Annotated in this window: 14 protein-coding genes; 5 read left to right on the top strand and 9 right to left on the bottom strand. The window is 56.1% G+C overall.

Features of this window, described 5'->3' with window-relative positions; all coding sequences use genetic code 11:
* A complete protein-coding gene (locus EOA13_RS25870) occupies positions 1 to 363 on the top strand; it encodes an AraC family ligand binding domain-containing protein (RefSeq protein WP_127296444.1) in 363 nt (120 codons plus the stop codon).
* Between the two features lie 156 nt (positions 364 to 519).
* Here EOA13_RS25870 and EOA13_RS25865 read toward each other — a convergent pair whose 3' ends face one another.
* The 3 genes from EOA13_RS25865 to EOA13_RS25855 form a co-directional block, all read right to left on the bottom strand.
* Positions 520 to 2,232 (bottom strand): recombinase family protein, encoded by a 1,713-nt coding sequence (locus EOA13_RS25865; protein WP_127296443.1) that lies wholly within the window; start codon positions 2,230 to 2,232, stop codon positions 520 to 522.
* A complete protein-coding gene (locus EOA13_RS25860) occupies positions 2,229 to 2,441 on the bottom strand; it encodes a hypothetical protein (protein ID WP_127296442.1) in 213 nt (70 codons plus the stop codon). Before EOA13_RS25860 ends, EOA13_RS25865 begins: the two co-directional genes overlap by 4 nt.
* Positions 2,442 to 2,695: 254 nt before the next feature.
* Complete coding sequence (locus EOA13_RS25855; protein WP_127296441.1) at positions 2,696 to 3,124, bottom strand: hypothetical protein; 429 nt, start codon at positions 3,122 to 3,124, stop codon at positions 2,696 to 2,698.
* A 245-nt stretch (positions 3,125 to 3,369) separates the two neighbouring features.
* On the opposite strand from EOA13_RS25855, the gene EOA13_RS25850 reads away from it, so the two are divergent.
* Together EOA13_RS25850 and EOA13_RS25845 are read left to right on the top strand one after the other, a co-directional pair.
* Positions 3,370 to 3,597 (top strand): helix-turn-helix transcriptional regulator, encoded by a 228-nt coding sequence (locus EOA13_RS25850; RefSeq protein WP_127296460.1) that lies wholly within the window; start codon positions 3,370 to 3,372, stop codon positions 3,595 to 3,597.
* Positions 3,598 to 3,906: 309 nt separating this feature from the next.
* Positions 3,907 to 4,485 (top strand): hypothetical protein, encoded by a 579-nt coding sequence (locus EOA13_RS25845; RefSeq protein ID WP_127296440.1) that lies wholly within the window; start codon positions 3,907 to 3,909, stop codon positions 4,483 to 4,485.
* Between the two features lie 47 nt (positions 4,486 to 4,532).
* Here the strand turns inward: EOA13_RS25845 and EOA13_RS25840 are convergent, their stop codons facing one another.
* From EOA13_RS25840 to EOA13_RS25815, 5 genes are all read right to left on the bottom strand, one after another.
* Positions 4,533 to 6,578: an AAA family ATPase gene (locus EOA13_RS25840; protein ID WP_127296439.1), complete on the bottom strand. Its 2,046-nt coding sequence runs from the start codon at positions 6,576 to 6,578 to the stop codon at positions 4,533 to 4,535.
* Positions 6,578 to 7,114 carry a hypothetical protein gene (locus EOA13_RS25835; protein WP_127296438.1) on the bottom strand — a complete coding sequence of 179 codons (537 nt, stop codon included), beginning with the start codon at positions 7,112 to 7,114 and terminating at the stop codon, positions 6,578 to 6,580. Before EOA13_RS25835 ends, EOA13_RS25840 begins: the two co-directional genes overlap by 1 nt.
* Positions 7,111 to 8,403 (bottom strand): SIR2 family protein, encoded by a 1,293-nt coding sequence (locus EOA13_RS25830; protein ID WP_127296437.1) that lies wholly within the window; start codon positions 8,401 to 8,403, stop codon positions 7,111 to 7,113. Before EOA13_RS25830 ends, EOA13_RS25835 begins: the two co-directional genes overlap by 4 nt.
* 1,067 nt (positions 8,404 to 9,470) lie before the next feature.
* Positions 9,471 to 9,911: a transposase gene (locus tag EOA13_RS39425; protein WP_281040876.1), complete on the bottom strand. Its 441-nt coding sequence runs from the start codon at positions 9,909 to 9,911 to the stop codon at positions 9,471 to 9,473.
* Between the two features lie 554 nt (positions 9,912 to 10,465).
* Entirely contained in the window at positions 10,466 to 12,664 is a 2,199-nt protein-coding gene (locus EOA13_RS25815; RefSeq protein WP_127296436.1) for a hypothetical protein, read from the bottom strand.
* Positions 12,665 to 13,004: 340 nt separating this feature from the next.
* On the opposite strand from EOA13_RS25815, the gene EOA13_RS25810 reads away from it, so the two are divergent.
* The gene (locus EOA13_RS25810; RefSeq protein ID WP_127296435.1) at positions 13,005 to 14,873 is read left to right on the top strand and encodes a UvrD-helicase domain-containing protein; all 1,869 of its coding nucleotides are present in this window, start codon (positions 13,005 to 13,007) and stop codon (positions 14,871 to 14,873) included.
* A 62-nt stretch (positions 14,874 to 14,935) separates the two neighbouring features.
* On the opposite strand, the gene EOA13_RS25805 is transcribed toward EOA13_RS25810, so the two are convergent.
* A complete protein-coding gene (locus tag EOA13_RS25805) occupies positions 14,936 to 16,276 on the bottom strand; it encodes a hypothetical protein (RefSeq protein WP_127296434.1) in 1,341 nt (446 codons plus the stop codon).
* Between the two features lie 170 nt (positions 16,277 to 16,446).
* Here EOA13_RS25805 and EOA13_RS25800 point away from each other — a divergent pair.
* The coding region (locus tag EOA13_RS25800) for an SIR2 family protein (protein WP_206535313.1) at positions 16,447 to 19,498 on the top strand (3,052 nt) is incomplete at its 3' end.

Genomic DNA, 19,498 nt, shown 5'->3' with positions numbered 1-19,498 from the left:
GTGTCCAAGGCCAAGATCTTCAAGCACAGCGAATTGACCCTGAAGCCGTCCATCACACCGACCGGCACATCCTCGATTGCCCGCGTCATCAATGCCGATATCAGTCGGACCATGGGCGGCGGCATCGAGTATCTCGAGAACGCCTCGATCGACTGGACCGTGACCTACGACGAGGTGCTGTTCATCCATGAGGGCACCTTGACGATCGAACTGGACGACGGTCGCCATGAGTGCAATCCCGGCGATATCGTCTGGCTGCCAAACGGCACCCACCTGAAATACATCGCCACCGAGCGTACCGGCTATTTCTATTGCCTTTACCCATTCGACTGGGCAGCGCGGCAGGGAACGGCAGAACCCTGAACTGACAGGCACTCCTTTTCCATGCGTTGGCCATCCGCAGCGCAGTTCCGAACCCGGGGCGTCCAGACATCGAGTCGACTCCCACTCCTTGGGTTGTCACGTTCATCATATGTCATGCTGGCGCGCATGTCTGGCGGCAGATTGCAGCGACACAGCTCAGCCGCAGCACCTAAGCAGGAACCGGTAGTTCGACGAGTGGGGGGAAAGGCGGTAGCGCTCTCCCGCTACCATTTCAAACCCACTATCGTGTCCAACGGCCGCAGAATAGCGACGGCCCAACTGGGCAGGCTTTCCAATATGCCGTGAAGTGGGGAATGCGGCCCCGCCAATGAGAGCAGCAAGTTTGCCCTTAACCTCAATTTCGAAGCCTTTGCGGGCAGGTTTTGGGTGCACAGTGACGCTGTGAACAAGCTCCCGGAAGTTTTGGGTGAGTGGGCCGCGGTCATCTGGGGCAGTCGCGTGGTCGGCCAACGCCTTTGAAAGATCATCGACGGTTTCGATGTACCTCCGTACCGTGGCTGGGTGGAGCGCCACAGTAGATGGCGGCTCATCGAGACCGCAGAGTTGTGCCTCGATCAGCGAAAGCTGTGTCTTGAGCTCTGAGATCCGCTGCTTGGCATCTTCCTCAGCAATGACGTTTCTGATCACGAGGTCGATGGTGCGCTTAAGCTCGCCTTCTGTCCGATCGCGCTTGCCTTCCAGGCCTGTGCGCATCGAATTCGCCTGCGCGGCCAATTCTCGGCGCTCCTGGTTGTATTTGCGGATGTATGCCTCGATGAGGTCCGGCGCTTTCAACTGCTCGCGCATGCCATCAAGGACTGCCCTCTCGATCTCCGGAAGGTAAATGATGCGTCGGTTGGAACAACTCCCGCTTTCGCGAACTGCCGAGCACCTAATGCGGGTCTTGCCTGTCTTATCCCGATCGTGAACTGACATGCCCGATCCGCAGACGCCGCAGCGGAGTAGGCCGGATAACAGGTGTGCCGGGCGACGCTTAATATGAGACGACGCATTCATCCTCGCCGCTTTGAGCGCCTGTGCCTTGCGCCAGACTTCGTCATCGATAATGCGCAAATGCGGAACTTCGTTCGTTTGCCATTGGTCTTGCGGATTTGGCCTGGAGACGCGTTTGCCAGTATCAGGGTTCTTGAGCATCCGGACCTTGTTCCAGACGATCCGACCCACATAGAGTTCGTTAAAAAGTAGCCCTACCCCGCGTTGCGCATTTCCATTGATGGTAGAACCGTTCCAGCGAATTCCTCGCGGTGGCGCTATTCCATCCCGGTTGAGATCACCCGCTAGGTCTCGTGGAGTTCGACCCGCCGCATACGCGGCAAAAATGCGCCGGACAACTTCTGCCTCCTGTTCAACGATCTCCAGTTCGCCAGGACGGCCCAAGACAGGTCGATAACCGTAGGCCCGGCCTCCGGCATGACGTCCGTCACGGACCACGCCGGCCATGCCCCTTCGCACCTTCTTGGCACCGTCCTCCCTTTGCATCTGACCGACGAGGCCACGAATACCAATGAGGACTGCATCGGCTATGCCGTCATGAACAGCTTGAATTTCGATACCGAGAAATGAAAGCCGTTTGTGAAGGCCGGCGAGATCCGCCATATCGCGCGACAGGCGATCGAGTGCTTCGACAACAATCGCGTCGAACATGGAGCGCTGTGCTGCCTCCATCAAGTTCATAAGCCCATCCCGACCTAACACCGAAGACCCCGAGCGCGCTTTGTCTTCATATACGGCGACGATATTGAGACCGTTGCGAACCGCATAAGCGCGGCAGAGGGCAATTTGATCTGCGGTGGATCTCTCATTTTGGAGTTCGGTCGAAAAACGAGCGTATATAGGGGCCCGCTTCATATCTTCGGAGCCTTCTGGACGTTCTCCGAATCAATCACCGAGGTTCGGTCAACCGGAGAGCCGGTGGCGATGAGATGATCGCGTCTGGCGTCAGCAACAGCAAGCGCTTCTACAAATTCAAGCATGGCTTTGCGAAGTTTCTCCGGCGCCACCGCAGGAGCCGTTTCGGGGAGATAAGAACCGTCGCCTGTGTCTGATGCCGACTTCACGAAAGCTAGCTTCGCGATGACGAGCGACGAGCAAAGAGATATTTCCCATCAATCGTGCAGTTGGCACGCTGCAGCGTAGAAATAGGACAAGGGTCAACTTGACGAGTTTGGACGGCGATGTGGTTTCGTTATTGCGCATATAGCGAAGCACCCTTCCGGCAGTGCCGAGCTTTCTAGGCTGCTCCCATCCACTTCACTCCTCAAGGGAGAGTGCTTTAGGCGGGGCATCCACGCCTAAGACAGCGATGAGAAGGTCACAAGACAGGCGAACTCCGCCGAATATCCTCGTTCGAAAGCGCCATCGTAAGGTGGGTGGCTTGGTTCCAGTGTCGCGCTAGATCAGCGCGCGTGATGCGGCGCTCTGGTCGACTTTGATGTAAGTCCCCTGTGATCGCCTTCAAATCTCGTAGGACGGAGGTGATATGGGGCCATGGGAAATCGGTTGGGTCACCGATATCCCGGTCGGCACCGACGATCATCTCCAACTTAGCCACAATGCCGAGGAGCGATGCGGCTGAGAGGTCAGGTATAGTGTCCTGAATTTTGAGCGCCTCGGTCATGGCTAAGGCTTCCGCTTCACAAGCCACAGCATATTGAGAGGCTGCGTCGGACGTCGCTGCTGATCGTCGACGCGGCGCGGACGCGCCAGCAGTCAATACCTGAATTCCGGTATCGACCATCATTCGCGCCTCCAGTCGCTGCTGCACCCGACATAGCATCAGTGAAACATATCGAGCCTGTTGCCACTGCCTCCACAGGGCCAGAACGAGATCGAGAGAGCGGCTGCTATCGATTGGAACCTCAAAGGCGTCATTCATTTCAGATGACCATCATGCTGACGAAGGGGGTCCAATTCATAGCATACAGAACGACGAATAGGAACTATCGTTCCTGGAATGATCGTTCCATTCGCGAGTTATCTCTCGGGATGGACCTAAAGGAAATTTTCGCCATCAATTTGCGACACGCCAGAAACAGGCGGCATCTGACGCAAGAGGAATTAGCTGAGCGCTCGGGTTTGAGCTCTCGCTACATAGGAGCGATTGAACGCGCTGACGTTTCGGCCAGTGTGACAGTTCTCGGACGCATCGCCGATGCGCTAGGAATGGAGCCGGAAGCACTCATTCGCAAATCGAAAAGCAGTCATGCACAATAGGTCTCCGCCTAGCCGCTCGCGAGCGCGCCATGAATAGCGCCGTAGCGAGCGAGCGGCGGCTGTGCGCCTCATTTCGGCTGTTACAGCATTCGCCGGACGCGGAAGTTCCCACGTCAGGGTTTAATACCGCTTTGCCGAGGTCGATATCTTCCTCTGTCGTTTCGAGATCGGTTTCACCGCTCGTTCGACGGTGCCAGAAGCTCTATCAGAAGATTGATCGCAGCAGACCGTGCAGGTGACGAAGCGAGAGGGAAATAGATGGTGTAAGGAAGCCTCAGTAGCAGGCAGCTAAGCATCGGAGAGTCAGACATGAGCAAAAACGTCATCCTCCAACACCGTATCCCGGCTAGAATGAGAGAATTGAACGCGTTCATCAGACTGGCTGACAAACTCGAAGGCGCCGGCAACGTAACACTGAAAGTCGATGCAGTTGTCTTTGAGATGTCAGATCCTCGCTTTCTTCTGCACCCGCTTGCGGACAGCGCGGCATTGATGGCGCGATCATTATTGCATTTCCTTGGAATTGGGTACGATGCCAAGCACGATGCTCTAAAGGCCGCCCCTTGGCGGCAGGGCGACCTGAGTATGCCTGACCTGAATCTCGCCGCCGTATCGCCCACACGAGCAGTGTCCGGCTGGACCGTCGCATCCGTTCGGGCTGACGATCTCCTGAAACTCTGCTTCGTTACTGGCAACAAGGTCTCCGCACACCTGACTAACGAAAGCGCCATGACCACGAGCGCTTCGATCGACGAACTTCGCGAAGCCTTCCAGTTGGTCACCGATCTGATTAACCGTGAGGTATTTCAAACACTCGGACAGGACGACGTTACTTTCGAACCAGGTGGAGCGTTCGGCTCCATCTCCGAACAGAGGAAGTCTACGTGATTTCCTCTCGCTCTGTCGAAACTAGCCAACGGTCAGCTCGAGCGCTTCTAGGAAGCCTGCGACAGCCGAATGACCTCTTGGGGAAGAGGTAGCAAATCGAGTTGGCGCTCAATAAGAGCCGAGCCGTCACTACCCATCGCTAGGTCAAACCTTCTCCCAAGCTCATTTGGCGCGCTGCGCAAGCGGCGACCCAGTAGGTCCGCCAGCGACGAATCTTCGACAGCGACTACAACCTGGCGTCCCACTCTGCGTATGGCGGCAAGAACTTCGACGAGGTTTAGTGCCCGATAATCATCGATGTGCTGCACAGGGTCATCCAAGAGTAGCGATTTCCATGTCGACCATGGTCTCGACAGGTGGATCGCGAGGAGAAATGCCATTCCAGCGGCGCGGCGCTGGCCGCTGCTGAATAGGAACTGCGGGTTCTTGCCTTCGCCAACTGTGAAATTAAGCGTGGCCCGTATCTGGCCGCCGAAATCCGCATCGATTTCTTTCCAATTCGCATGCGGACGAAGCCGCTTGTACAATTCTTTCAAGAGCGGCAGGACGGTATCGAACTGCTCTGTGAGAATTTGATTGGCGACTGTTTTCGCTGCCTTGTCTATCTGCCGAGCAGCCTCAAGCGCTCGTTCAGACGCGGTGAGCTGGACGGTCTGCGCGTCGATCATCGATCTCGTTTGATCGATGCGAGCCTGTAAAGACGCAACACGGTCGTGTGCGCCCGACGCTTCCAGGATAAAGAGCGCGCGTTCGATGTCAGCGGTGTTTTCCTGATACTTAAAGAGTGCGTTTCGTGCGATCTCCGGTTCACGCGGTCCGGGCTCAAAGCTATGGCGTTCGAATAATTCCGCGATTTGCGACAGTCGCTGCTCCAACGAGCGTTCCCTTAGGCTCCTCGTTTCGAATTCAGCCCTAGCCTTCAACCATTCGTTCTGAGTTTCGTCAGATCGCTGTATCGCTGCTGTCAGCAGAGCCGCCGCTTGCGCCGCAGCTTGACCACGTTTCTCAAGCCGGGATCGCGCTTTGACGATCCCTTCTGCGAACTGCTCATTCGATCTAGCAGCATCGCAAAGGGGACACCGGCCATCCAAAAGGCCGACATGCTGACCGTGTTCGAGGAGCATGACCATGTGCGTCGCGAATTCATCGGACGCACGCTCGCTATCCGCAAGTGCTTGAGAACTTTCTTGCTCACGCTTTGCGGCAGCGTGTAACTCAGCCAGATCGGCCACTCGCTGTTGGCGTGTCTGGCGGTCGGCCCGCCCCTCCGGAGATTCAGATATCTGTAGTAGACCAATCAACTCTTCGGCTTCGTTGAGTGCCGCCTCGATTACTTGAGCGGTCTGTTTCCGAGCAGCGATAACACGACGAAGATTCTCCCCCGCATCGCGCGCGCCCAGAATGAAGGTCGGGATAAGGCGTTTGATTATCGTCTCGGCCTGCGCTGAGTCGGCCTGGCGATCCAGAGCACTCCTAGCCTCCGTCAAATTAGTGAGTAGGCGCCCTAGGTCGGCCTGTTGCTGCTCTAATTTCTCCTCTAGTTCAACGCGGGCGCTTTCCGCAGCCTTCACGAGGTTGCCAGTACGAGTGGAGTAGTCAGGGCCAGTTAAACTGCCAATCGCCGCCCTCACCGCCTCGAACCGGCTTTGGCCAGGTAGGTCCATACTCAGGCTGGCGATCGTTTCATCTCGTATCAGCGAGGTTTTGACGAGAGTCCTCGGCCAATCGACAGGCATCGGACCCTGAATCAGGACACGCCCAATCTCTTCGTCGGAATGCGAAGCGCCCTGATCCCTCGATCGTGTAATCGCAAACTCATGACCGTTTTCGTCTATAAACCCCACCCTAACAAAGTGATCCTCCGGCGAACCGTCTCCCACCCACCAAATATGGCTATCAAGGCCGCCCTTTTTTGCAGTGGTCACGACGTACTTGTCGATCGTTCCGGTGAGCGCAAAATCGATCGCGTCGAGTACCGTGCTTTTCCCGGCGCCGTTTCGGCCGGTTAGGACCACAAAGCCAGCGGGAAAATCCAACTTGATGCGATTCTTAAAGCCGCGAAAACCAGAAAGCTCGACGTAGCTAACACGCATTATCGCTCTCCCATCCGTCGCACAACCTCGGCGACACTTACGCTCTCGTCGAGCGCGGTTTGCACAACATTTGGCGATATGTCGGCGACACGGCGTTTTAAACGTTCAGTGACATCGCTGTCCGGCAGGATCGGCTGGTACTGAACGGGAAGGAGCGGCAAAAGCGAGGCGATAAGCGCGCGCCTATCCGCAATGCCGCAAGCGGCAATTTTTCTCGTCCGTTGCAAGTCCTCTTCAATCCATCCGATTTCTCGGGCTTGCTCGTCCGTTGGCGCGTCTTCGGAGAGAAATGCGCAGTACACATTCCAAGCCTTATCGCCCGCTGCGCGAAAATTCGGGGCGAACCTGATCAAGACGTCGGTCTCGACCTTTTGCCACTCTCGCAGCAATTGATCCGCGCTTTCGAACGTATAGCAAAAACCCAAAAGGGCGCTGTCTTCGAAGCAAAGTAGCGGGGCCTTGTTCAATGAAACAAGGCGTGCGTCAAACCCCGCTTCTTTCAGCAGGACTTGTGTCATGGATAGGAGGTCGATCATAATCCGAACTCCGTTTTCGCCTGTTCATGCGTGAGCCATTTCGCGCCACCGCCTGGCGCAGGGCTGACAATACTCGCCGCCTTTCCCGTGGCTATCAGCTTGGCGGGTACGCCCAAATCGAGTGATCCAGCGCAAACAACGATATCCGCTTGCGGAAACGTTGATGGCTCAACATTGGTCTCCCGAACATCATTCAGCCCGCGACCGGCTCCATTCACAACGCGTATCGATCTCCCGCTAAAATTGAGCCAGGCTCCGGTTTGCGTCGCGCCCGCACCCATTAGGTCTATATGGAAATACGCTGCGGCCGCCGCATCTGATGGAGGCCGTTTGCCGGTTGCGGCGCGCAGGTAAGGCTTGCCTTCTACGTCTTGGCGCAACCTGTAGAGATCGTCCATCGCCAGTGAGTCTGGGGTTGGTGTCGCGGTGAGGCCCGCATCTTTCGCCAGCGGAGCACCCAACGCGTAAAACCTCTTGGCCCACGTCATGGAGTAGGCGGCTCGCAACTCCTCTAGCGCCTCGTCCGCGGATGCCTGCACATGAACAAAGCTCGCGCTCAGCGAATTGAGCTTCGCCCAAAGGTCCGCCGCCTTCCCCTGAAGAGCGACGGAAGTCTCTGGATTGATGACAGTGACCGATAGCGCGTTTGAGACTGTGAGGGCATTTGCGAGGACGTTGTTCAAATAGCCCCAGTCGGTCCAGAAACCGACGACAACGAGATGACGACCAGGAAGGTTCAGTGTCATCCACTGTGAACAGCTCTCAATTTTCTCCTGAACATCCGCTTCACCGAGTTGCCCTTGTGTCCATAAGGTGTCCATAGGTCCGCGATCCATGCATCCATGGAATTTGACGAGCGGGTTTGTCGCGGCAGTGAAGTTCACTGCTTCCTGACCGGTGAGCGCGCCTCGCAAGGAGATTTTTCGCTCACCCGCCCAGCGTTCGATCATACAATCGAAGTTGGCCGACAGCGCTGCGTGCGCAGCACGACTTACCAGCATATCGGCAACAGCTGCATGTCCCTTGTTGGGAATGCCGGTGAGCTCGTTCCAAGGTACGAGCGGGATGAATTGTGTCTTGAAATCGCCGCGCGCGTGAAAATGGCCGGATAGCTTGTCGATATCCCATTTCAACGCGGGGTCCAACGGTTCGATCGGAAACCAATTTTCGTAGCAAATTTCCGCCACCCTCGCAGCGCTTGGCAATTTGCTCGGATCGGACATAGAAAGCCCGGCGCCGCATAGAAACACAAGGGTGTCGGTCTCGATCGCTCCCAGTAGTTTGGTCAACCTGTCTGCATCAAATACCATTAGGGGCGATCATACCTCGGCCGCGCTATCCTGAGCGCGCTTCTGTGTTTGTTGGTCGTCAAATATTTTGGACGCTTTAGGGTGGCTTTCTGACGAGGGAAATCGCCAACACGACGTCGTGACGGCCCCATTTTAGTAACGAGTTCAATAGATGCGGTGGTTCAGAATGACTCGATTTGATACTTCAGGAAAGCGACATCCCAGGCCGGCAATTTCATATGACAGTACATACAAACCAAAGGCTTTCAACTGGCGCGTCATAGGGACCAGAACCCGATTGCGTGTTTGCAAAGTAGCGCGCGGGCGCCTTCTTGACGTAGCTTGCCAAAAACGACCAGTCTCTTCCCACCCAACGCGGTCGTTCATTAAAAGGTCTTGACGGACGTGAGCTTCCGCACTTCGTCGGCCACTTAGTTCCGGAACGCACGGGCTTTGGGTGCATCGTGGTTGCCCTTGCGATAAACGCAATCATAGCCAACCTCGACGTCTAACCTAGCTCCTGGAAAGCAGGGAAAGCCCGTCACAATCTGCCAATTCCGAAATAACATCAATCGCTTGGCACTAAACCGCACATTGCGCGAGAACGTCGCAATGTGCGGGAAGCGGCGAAAAACCCAGCGAATACAACCAACCGACGGCCGCACAATGTGCGCCCTTTTATCTTGCCGTCTTAATCGGTCGTATTTTGAGAGAATTTTTTGCCATCGTCGTTCCCCTTCTAAACTACGACGATACAAGATTCTATGCTCTATACTACGATTCCGTACTCTGGCGTCGAGGTCCGATGCGCCGTGCAGTCTTCCACGCTTTGCGACGGGGTAGCAGCGCTGCTTATTTGCAGCTCGGGAATCGTCGTGGCGCAATTTTCCATCGGAGTGACGGAACATCATCACAGGCCATCCGGCGCGGTCCGGCCGTCTCGCGATCGGCGCGGCCGCAGGCAAGATAACGTGCGTTCCGTCGTTCCTGGTCTGCATCGGTCCTCATCCGCCGGAGCGAATCCCTTGTGTCAGGTGGCGCCCGTCAGCGTGCCGGCGCCATGCGCGTCAACTTCCGTTGCGCCGTTCATCGATGCGCTCCAGCAACGAGCGATCCTGCCGATGAGCGCGCGGGGCGGCATCGCTTCGGTTCGCCGTGGAATCGCCGACATAGAACGTGCCGTCGCTCCACATGGCGTGCATGATCACCGCCAGCTTGCGCGCCACGGCGACACAGGCCTTGCGGTGGCAGGGACGTTTGGCGATCGCCTGGCCCCAGCTCTTGGCCTTGTCGGAGCCTTTGAAGCGCGTCATCAGCCCCGAAGCCGCCTCGTAAAGCGCCGGCGTTTGATATGCGACCCTGAACGTCGATCGAGGTGCCCGACTGCGAACGCCGCGAGTCAGTCCGAAGTAGGCCGCGACATCGCGTGAGCGGCGGAAGCGCCACGGGTCATCGATGGCCGTTATGAACGAGAGTGCCGTCACCGGGCCGACGCCGGGGATGGCCACGAAGCGCCGGCACGGCTCGCTGCGCGCGACGATCGTTACGATGAGATCGTGCAGCTGGCGATACTATCGCCACAGCCCCGCGCGTGACAGCAGCATGGCGTCCATCAGCTCGCCGACAGCGGATCGTCAGCCACAGCCTGCTCGAACGCACCGCGACCGACTTTTGCTCAAGCGGATGCCAAACGCCTTCCGCGAATGATGGATGGGCGTTCTCCAGGTCGAGGAACCTGTCTTTCAAGTTGCAGCGGTGGGTCAAGAGAAGCTCCGTTCGGAAGCAGCTGTGCGTTTTTGATGTGGGCGTGGCGGGACCCGCCGGCGCGCGTCAAATGGCGGTGCCGAGCCCATCGGCTTTGTCGGTCTTGTAGCGCTGCGCAACATCGGGGTGCACGGATGCACCGTCGCCAGGCAGATCGCCGGAGTCAGCTCCCGATGCAGCCAGGGCGACAACGATCCCGCCTACTAGTGGCCAACAAGGTGGAGCCGTCCAGGATCGCCGCGCAACCTTCTACCGCAGTCTGGTCTGGCATTATGCGGCCACACCGGCTTATTCCAAGCTACGCTGAAGAGTTGTCCGAGAGTTCGGCAATCGAATCCGTGATCGCGTTCGCATCGAGAGCGTAGCTGCGAAACGAGAGTACCGTATCCCCCACTGAATAGGCCTCTTCATGTTCGACCATCGCGTCGAAGAGCATCGCAGAGAGGCTATCCCCCTTGAGGTATTGATAGAGGAATTTGGGATCAAGCTGGGCAGCCTTCCAAAGGTTCCGCTCAACGACATTCTCAGTGCGGACATCTAGTCCGGAGCCGTCGTCGACCACCGACACCTCTACGGTTCTGACAACCCCCTTTTCAATCATGTTCAGCAACTCAGCCCATCGTCTCACAGGGTGTCCGTCGACGCGGAGGCCGGAGAACATGCCATTGCAGGAGACGATACAGGTTACAATCTCCTCCGCAGGACTAACGCTCCATCCCAACCGACGATAGAATTCGGCCTCGACTTTCGGATCCGAGAGCAAATGGCTTACGCGGTCGAGTTGGCCAGCGCCTGTACGAACGTGTTTGAACGAAGTTCGCAATTCGTGCACGTTGCAGGGCAGCAGTGAATGTTTGCACTCAAACAGAAATAGGTATTCCCCAAACCGACAGACTGCATCAATCTCGATGCGTTGACCGTTGAGTACGGTCTCATATTCCGCTCGCACGTGTTCGCAATGGCGCTGCAGGGCATGCGTCAACGCACGAGAAGCGGCTTCTTGTTCAACCGAGTCAGTGAGGCGAATTTTTCCGGTATGAACGAGGTTTCGGTACCAGTTGGCCATCCCTGCGATATGCATAGGCACAAGGAGATGGCCATCCTCTCCTCGGATCATCGGCCGATACTGAAGATCAAACACGCCTGCGCTCCCTGGCTTCCAGGACAAAAGGCCTAGCACATCGTCGATTTGTTCGGGTCTCAGACACCAACCCAAAAGCCCTCTCAACACCCCTTCTTTAAACACCGGAATCAACGAGCGGTAAGCAATGGCGGGGTCATGGCTCAACAGAGGCTCTAATTGCCTCGTCGCAAGGCGGGCGACAAACAGGAAAAGTCGATAGACTTTTGCAATGTCGAGAAGCGACAAGCCGGGGCGAAGTTCGAAGCGCTCCAGCTCTTCCCATGTTACCAGTTCTGTATTTACGACATCACGAAGATAAACGACTTCCTCAGCTGTAAAAGCATCATTAGAAAACAGCGCCCGCAAGGGCGGAACATCCGGCAGATGAAATGTATAACGACTAAAAGGCTTCTCGATGAGCTTTACAACATCTTCGCGCGTCCGATCGTAGAATTTATCAGCGATATCAAATACCGAAACAGCACCTCCTTTAATAGTCTTTATTCTTTCAAATTGCATCCGGCCACGCGCTTGATTCTCTTGTATATATCCTAAACGTATACTCTTTTCCAATTCAGGCGTTGGCGCTGATACGATAAAATTCCTTTTACTCATTAGAACTCGGTAGTTGAATGCATCGACAAGTATTTCTGCCTCACCATACCGGCGTATCTTACAAGCCTTTACGAGCACCTTGTCGAAAAGTCCGTGCGAGATCTTCGATTCGGCCATCTTGTTAAACTGTTTCGTTTGGATGCCGATCTCGGTGTCGATGCAATGAACGATGTAGGACGCGCCTTCAGCCAAATCTTCCTTCGAATAGAAGCCGATACCCTCCGTGTTTGCTCCGCGGTCGGCCTGGTGGCCAGTCATGAATATGGCATCTACCCTGGCTATGACCGATTTTAACGCAGTGTCGGCATTGCGCCTTAGAAACTGCCGAAGCGTCTGGTCCAAATGGTGAATCGGTGTGGCCAGATTGGCTAGCGCCCTCACCGACGCAAGATATGTGCGAACCTCCTCAGACAAAGGCAACTCCGCGTCTGTCTGCTCAAGAGCGGCCAAAACGTCCAAGAGGCTCTTGACCTTGTAGCCATATTTCGAGCTGCGAAAGGCCCCCGAGGTTCCCAAAGCCTCTCTCGCGATCAACTGATCACAATAGAATCCGAGCGCAAGCCAGTTCACCGCTTGCTGCGTCTTGCCGACCGCAATGGCCCTCAAAGCGAGGTCGCCGACCTGGAAGAGTTCCCGCCGTAGCGCATGACGCAGTTCGACCTTGTCCAGGGACACCAGTATCGGGAGCCAGACCTCGGCCGCCAGTAACTTGGGGGAGACCAAACCGAGGCGGTCTTCAAGGCTTCGTTCTTGTGCCATCGAGAAGAGTATCCCAGACCACAGGCTTCCAGTCCCGCCGATGCCACCTCAATGGTGATGGACCTCCGGACAATTCCGATCGCTGAGCAGACGGAAGGCGCTCAACCTATGCGTGGCCGACCAGCAGCATAGCAAAGTCTAGACTGGCGCGCCCTTCTGACAGTCCGGAAGCTCAAGTTTCACCGATCTGGTTAATCCTGATCGGCTCTCGGTACCAGACCGTATCACCTCCTACATTGCTGAAACCGTCAACTTTCCAGACTCACTGTCGCAAGACAGCGCTGGCCTCGATCTTGACTTCGATCCCATTTAGGTACGAATTCTAGCGAGGGGATTTGGCATGAAGCGACCTTTTATTTCGTTGAGAATCGACCAGCTAGAGACGATGCTGGAAAAGGCCACGGCGAACGGAGACAGTAAGGCTATTAAGGCCATCGCGAGTGAAGCAGCAGTCAGGAGTACCTCTCGGGCGGGAAAGCTATTGGTCCGAGCCAAATCTGCACTCGATGTCAAGCAAGCGGATCTTTTCGAAAAAGCCCCCAAGAAACATGCCGGCGTTATGCACACGAAGGCTCCGGCCAAGCGAGGGAATCGCAAACCCACCGCGGAGCAGGAACAGGCAATCGACGCGTTCCTCTCTGGCGGATCGCTCCGCATCAATGCCTATGCCGGCACAGGGAAGACCTCAACCCTGCAGTTCCTTGCTCACGGAACCCGCAGTCGTGGGCAATACATTGCTTTTAACAAGGCTATTGTGGGGGACGCCCGCGAGAAATTTCCTTCCACAGTGGATTGCTCGACAACCCACAGCCTGGCGCTGAAGTCACTTCACTCTGACTACAAGAAAACCAAGGACAAGTTTGCCGGAAAGGTCAGCGCAAAGCAACTCGCAGAGATACTTGAACTCAAGAAGGCATGGCGTGTCGACCGTGACCACTCCCTACAGCCGGTGTCGCAAGCCTATTTGATCCAGCAGACTTTAAGACGTTTTGCCCAAAGCGGCGACGAGGAAATCTCTGACGCGCATGTACCGCGTCACGGATCGCTGCTTGCAGCGAGCGATGAAACGTTAAATGCAGTGAACGAGTTTGCGCGCAACAACGCCAAGCATCTGTGGGGGCGCATGTGCGATGCGAAGGACGCGATCCCGCTGGGTTTTGACGGATTTCTAAAGCTTTGGAGTCTGTCCAAGCCGCAAATTGCGGCCGACTACATTCTTCTTGATGAGGCACAGGACACCAACCCCGTGGTCCTGGACGTTCTGAAGAGGCAAAACGCTCAACTTATCTACGTTGGGGATCGCTATCAGCAGATCTACGAATGGCGTGGCGCGATTAATGCGATGGAGGCGATCGAGACCGATGCCGTCGTGAGCTTAACGCGATCGTTTCGATTTGGTCCTGAGATTGCCCACGAGGCATCCCGCATCCTGCAGCGACTCGGCGAAAGCGTGCCACTGACCGGCAACCCGGCTTTGTCGAGCAGGATTGGGACTTGCAAGCCTAACGCCATTCTGGCGAGAACCAATGCGAACGTCATGACCGCGCTGATCGAGTGCATTGACGAAGGTCGCAAACCCCATCTCGTTGGCGACAACAACGACCTGAAGGAGTTGTTGTGGGGGGTGCGAGACTTGAAGGAAGGGCGCCCAACAGACGTCGCCGATTTTTTCGGTTTCAACAGCTGGGAGTCGGTGGTCGACTTCGCCAAAACCGCGGAAGGCGAGCACCTAACCATGTTCGTCAACCTGGTACAGAGCAAGGGCGAGAAGCGCCTTTTATGGGCTATCAATCAATCCGTGGGTGAGGACCAGGCCGATATCGTCATCTCGACAGCACATAAGGCTAAGGGACGAGAATGGAAGAACGTTAGACTTATGGACGACTTCCTGAAGACTCGCGCAGCAAAGGGGCATGAAGAGGGCGCCGATCGAGAGCGGGAGGACGCGGCGGAACTTAGACTTTTCTACGTTGCGGTCACGCGCGCAAAGGAGGCGATCGAGATCCCTGCAATGGGCGATAAAGCCGAGCCACTGCGGGCTTCGGCGAGATCATCGCGGCAGACGACTCCAGGGTCGACTGAGACTGTATTCGCCCAACCAGTCGACTGGACGGAGCCGCCCAAACAAAATCGCCAACAGGCGCAATCGCAACATGCCACTCACAAGGAGTCCAAGCGTGGCTTCTTCTCGCGTCTTTTTGGCCGCTAACACATCCGGCCATTCAAAGGCACGCTAACGTTTCCAGTTGAGATTCGACTCGGACCGTTATGCTAACTTTTCGCCATCCTCGACCGGCGTACTGGCAGGGAGTTGCTCACCTCGACTGGTTCGAAGAGTCTGATGGGAGTCATCTCTGAATATCGAATGCTAAATGGACCGAAATTCCTCATGATTCGGCGCCATTCGTCAGTTAGCTCAGACGGCGTAAAGATCAGATTCGGCTCGAATTTGCCGTGCGTGTCAATTCGAAAACCGTCACGTTCGTATTCGGCAAGCTTGTATTGATTGCCGAAAAAATGAATGGCTTTGACCTTTTCCGCCAATGACTTGTTCATGAACAGAGCAATCATGCTGTCGTCAATGTCAGAGAGACGGAGGTAGGGACCGAACCGAAAGCTTCCTCCTCCATACCCAAACTCAGCACGCAAAAAGCGTACATTCTCCAACCCGACTGACGTGAATGTGCCGACGCTGGTGCCCTCTCCGTCATCGACGCTCTCATCTGAGTCGGCAGCATCCTCTTCCGGCTCATCTTCCGACGTCGGAATACGTCGCTCCCACTTGGCACCCATCATTCCGTGTAAGATTCCCGCGCGCATGGCCTCAACGTCGGCCACAGATTTTGCCCGCGCTCTGTCAGCACGGTCCGATGTTCCAAACGTTACCATAAGGAGCCCATCTCGCGGTTCGGCGAGACTCATGCTCACAAAAAACCGCAAGTGGCCGATTTCACTACCATTGTATTCGCGGTCCAGCTCTAAGAGGACGAGGAACTGCTCAAGAGGAGCATTCATTTCATGCAGAAATTGCATTCGGTTAAGCGATCTCTTTATTTCGCTGAATCCATCAGCAATCACACTTTGGATATCGTCGCCCCATCGCGCGAAGAATGTCGCCTGTTCTGCGTCAGACATTGGGATGCCGAGTGACTGAAATCGGATCGCCATTCCGTCGGCACCGTCAAGAACCAAGCGAATTCTTTCTCGATCGAAGATTTCGCAATAAGCCAACCCGCTTTTCGTGGCCTTCTCAACCAGGGCATTCTTTTCGCCGGCTGTAAGATTCACGTTTGTGAAGAAGACAAAAGCCTTGATTTCAGGATCGGCTGCGGTCGCACTCGCCAAATCCGTCGAGAACTTTTTCTGGGCTTTCTTCTTGTGATCCGTTGAATCGCTAGCTTGATTGACGAACCCGATAGCACCATAGGTTTTCTGTTCCCCATTCAAGATAGCTTCAATGTCTCGACCGCCATCAGGCCCGCCCCGTGGGTGACGTGGTCGAACATTGGTGAACCGCTTGTCCAAGGCAAGGACGGCAGTGCACATACGTTCCCGTTGCAACTGGTTTGTGTCCAGATAGCTTTTCAAGCGTTCATCAGTTCCGAACGTCATGGGACCAGTTTCTGTGATAATAAGGAAAGAGCAAGATTCATTTTTCCTTCTAAACCGTTGCTCACTGACTCAAATTACCGGCAAGAATTTCGCTTCGAAGCTATCCCAGTCCGGGGAACCGCGGCGCTCCATTCCTGCGGATTGCAGTTACGTCAAGGGATGGGATCTAGATGATGAATACCTTTTCGGATGCACCGCATGTCGCGCGGATCGCCGAAGCCCTTTGGGCGCGAGAGCCTGTGGGGTCTGCTGCCTTATTGGTTGGTGCCGGATTCAGCCGCAACGCTACTTCGGTGCGAGCCTCCGGGGGCACGATGCCAGATTGGAACGACATCTACGGAACGATGGTAAACCAGCTTTACCCGGCAAACTCCGGCCAGGCGACAGACCAAAACCAACAACGCGAACGGCTGTTGAAACAGAGTGGCGCGACCAGCGCGTACCTCCGAGTTGCAGAAGAGTTCGAGGCACAGTTCGGACGCGGCGCGCTCGACAAATTGATATTGGCTAATGTCCCCGACCGCCAGTTTGAGCCCGGCAAACTGCACAAGATGCTCGTCCAGCTCCCCTGGGCGGATATCATGACGACCAACTGGGACACGCTGCTGGAACGGGCGGCTGAAAGGGCAGAAGAGCGCGTCTATGACGTCTTGCACACAGTCGAGGAGATTCCGGAGGCACGGGCACCGAGAGTAATCAAGCTGCACGGCAGTTTCCCCTCCCATCGCCCGTTCATCTTCACGGAAGAGGATTTCAGAACCTATCCGGCGCGTTTTGGGGCGTTCGTCAATCTAGCGCAGCAGCTTGCGATGGAAAATACACTGGTTCTGCTGGGATTCTCGGGCGACGACCCGAACTTTCTGTTCTGGTCTGGCTGGGTGCGCGATCGGCTAGGGCCGAAGGCCCCTCTTATCTATCTGGTGGGCGCGCTTGGATTAAGCGCACCGAAACGCAAGATGCTCGAAAGTCGGCGCATCCAGCCAATCGATCTCGCGAAACTTGAGATGTTCGAGACCTGGCCGAAGAGCCAGCAGATGGAGAATGCCCATCAGTGGTTCCTCGAATGCTTGCGTGCGGCTGAACCGTATCAAGCGAAGCGCTGGCCGCGACCAGCTGCAGGTTTTGTACCCCCGCTCGTGCATGTGAGCCCTGTTGCCGATTCAAGATCACCGATGCCGGATCCGCAGTCGAGTGACATTAACACTCCTGTCCAAAAGGTTCGCGAGCTGGTCTTACAGTGGCGGCAGAACCGTACCATCTACCCCGGTTGGATTGTGCCACCCTTCGATACGAGCCAATTGCTCTGGCGACGTCTATCGATGCGTCTCGACGACATTGTTAGCGGATTGCGCGCTCTCGACGAGGACGAACGGCTCGATGCATTGTTCGAGCTCAATTGGCAACAGGAGGCCGCGCTCGTTCCGCTGACGTTGACTGTCGATGATGTAGTTCTGGAACTTCTGGACGCTCTGATCGGTCGTTACGAACAACTACCCCCCGAGCCGGCAAGACAATTTCGGGCCCTTGCGCTGGCGATCTTGCGCCACGCACGCGAAGAAAACGACGCCGGCTTGCACAAACGCTGGTCGGATTGGCTGGCGTCCAGGCTTGCGGAGGATACGGAAGGGCTCGAACGCCTGACCTATGACAGGTGCCTGCGCCTTCGCGCAGATTTTGATATCGATGGGTTGGAAGCGGCGCTTAAGAAGTGGAGTGTCCAGGGCGACAGCTTCTGGCTGCTGCGCAAAGCCGCACTGCTCGCAGATCTGGGGCGAGACCAGGAAGCATCGCAACTGTCGGCGCAGGCGCTTAACGTGATCCGCGATCAAACTGAGAGCGGCGCCAAGGACATCGCGTCCTGGTCGCGTGAGAGCTTCGCCCTCTTGTTCCGCAGCTCCGTACTGTACGGCACGATCGGCGATTTGCACGAAAACAAGCCCGTGCGCGACCGATTCGACATGCGCCAAGAGGAACTGCAGGCGCGCGGCTGCCCTGGTCGCAGCGACTTCTTCAACTTGATGGAGCGGCTCATTCAGGCAGCGCCGCCCCTCAAGCGAGAGACCGAAAGCACGCGGCGATTTGATCTGGGCTCGATACATCGAACCTTCAATTTTGGACCACTAGATCCACGCGTTGACCGTCTTCTTGCCTATCAGGCGCTCCGTTTCCAGGAAGAGGGGGGCCTGCCGCTCCGCATTGGACATGCAACGGTCGCCAGGCGAGTCGTGTTAGAATCTGCGAGATGGCTGATGGATGTGTCACCAACAAGGGCGATCGATGCTTTTCTTCGGGCCTCACCTGGATCCACGATCAAGGAGTTCGACACTTTTTTTCCCCGTTCGACGATCGCCAGGATCAACGCGGGCGAGGCGGACCGTCTAATCGATCGTGCTCTCCGCCTGATCGATGCGGCGAAGGTGCGTGTCGATGCGGGAAATATGGAGCGGCGCTTTTGGATGGAACGGCTCAAATCCGCGCTCGAAATCGCTTCGCGCGTGGTCCTGCGCACGCCGTATCGCGCTCCAAAGTTGCTAGAGATTGGACTTGCCCTACATGCTGATCCACGATTTCCCCGCAGCATTGATCTAGGCGATCAGCTACGCCAGATGGTGAGCCGCTGCTTTGAAGCTGCGGAAATCCCCGCGCACGATGCGATGTTGCTCGCAGTCTTCGAGCATCCGATCACCAAGAACCCCGGCACTTTCGCCCATGGCGTTAGCGATCCGGAGGAGAATCTCCCTAGCGACGTGAAAATCGGAAAAACCGATCCGAAATGGCGGAAGATAGTCTCAGATACACTCGCGGCGTTGCGTCAGGCCGATACACGGCTCCCGGCCTCCTCGCGGGCGGCATGGCTGTTCAATGCAAAGCTGCTCTACGGAAAAGACTTACAGGTATTTGGCGAAGCATTGTGGGATCCAGCTTATGTTGAAGATGGGCTGCCCAACGGGACTGTCTTTTACCCCGGTGCCTTCCTCTCATTTCCAAAGCCAGCCAGCGCCGATGCGCAAGGAGCTTTGTGTGCCAAGTTTCTTTCCGACACGCCGCTCACGGATGCAAATCTCAAGAGCGGTGCGTTGGCAAACCTGCTCAGAGAGAACCAATTTCTGATCGACGAGGCTCAACTCGTTGCGCTGATCGAGCGCGTTCACGTTTATATTGCAAATCACGCTGCCGTATCGGCAAGACCAGACCTATTCAGCAGCAATGACCGCAACTTAG

This window comes from Mesorhizobium sp. M7A.F.Ca.US.011.01.1.1 (assembly GCF_003998295.1).
GTDB lineage: Bacteria > Pseudomonadota > Alphaproteobacteria > Rhizobiales > Rhizobiaceae > Mesorhizobium.
Note: the sequence above shows the minus strand (reverse complement) of the source record. Positions and strands in the feature narration are given on the sequence as shown.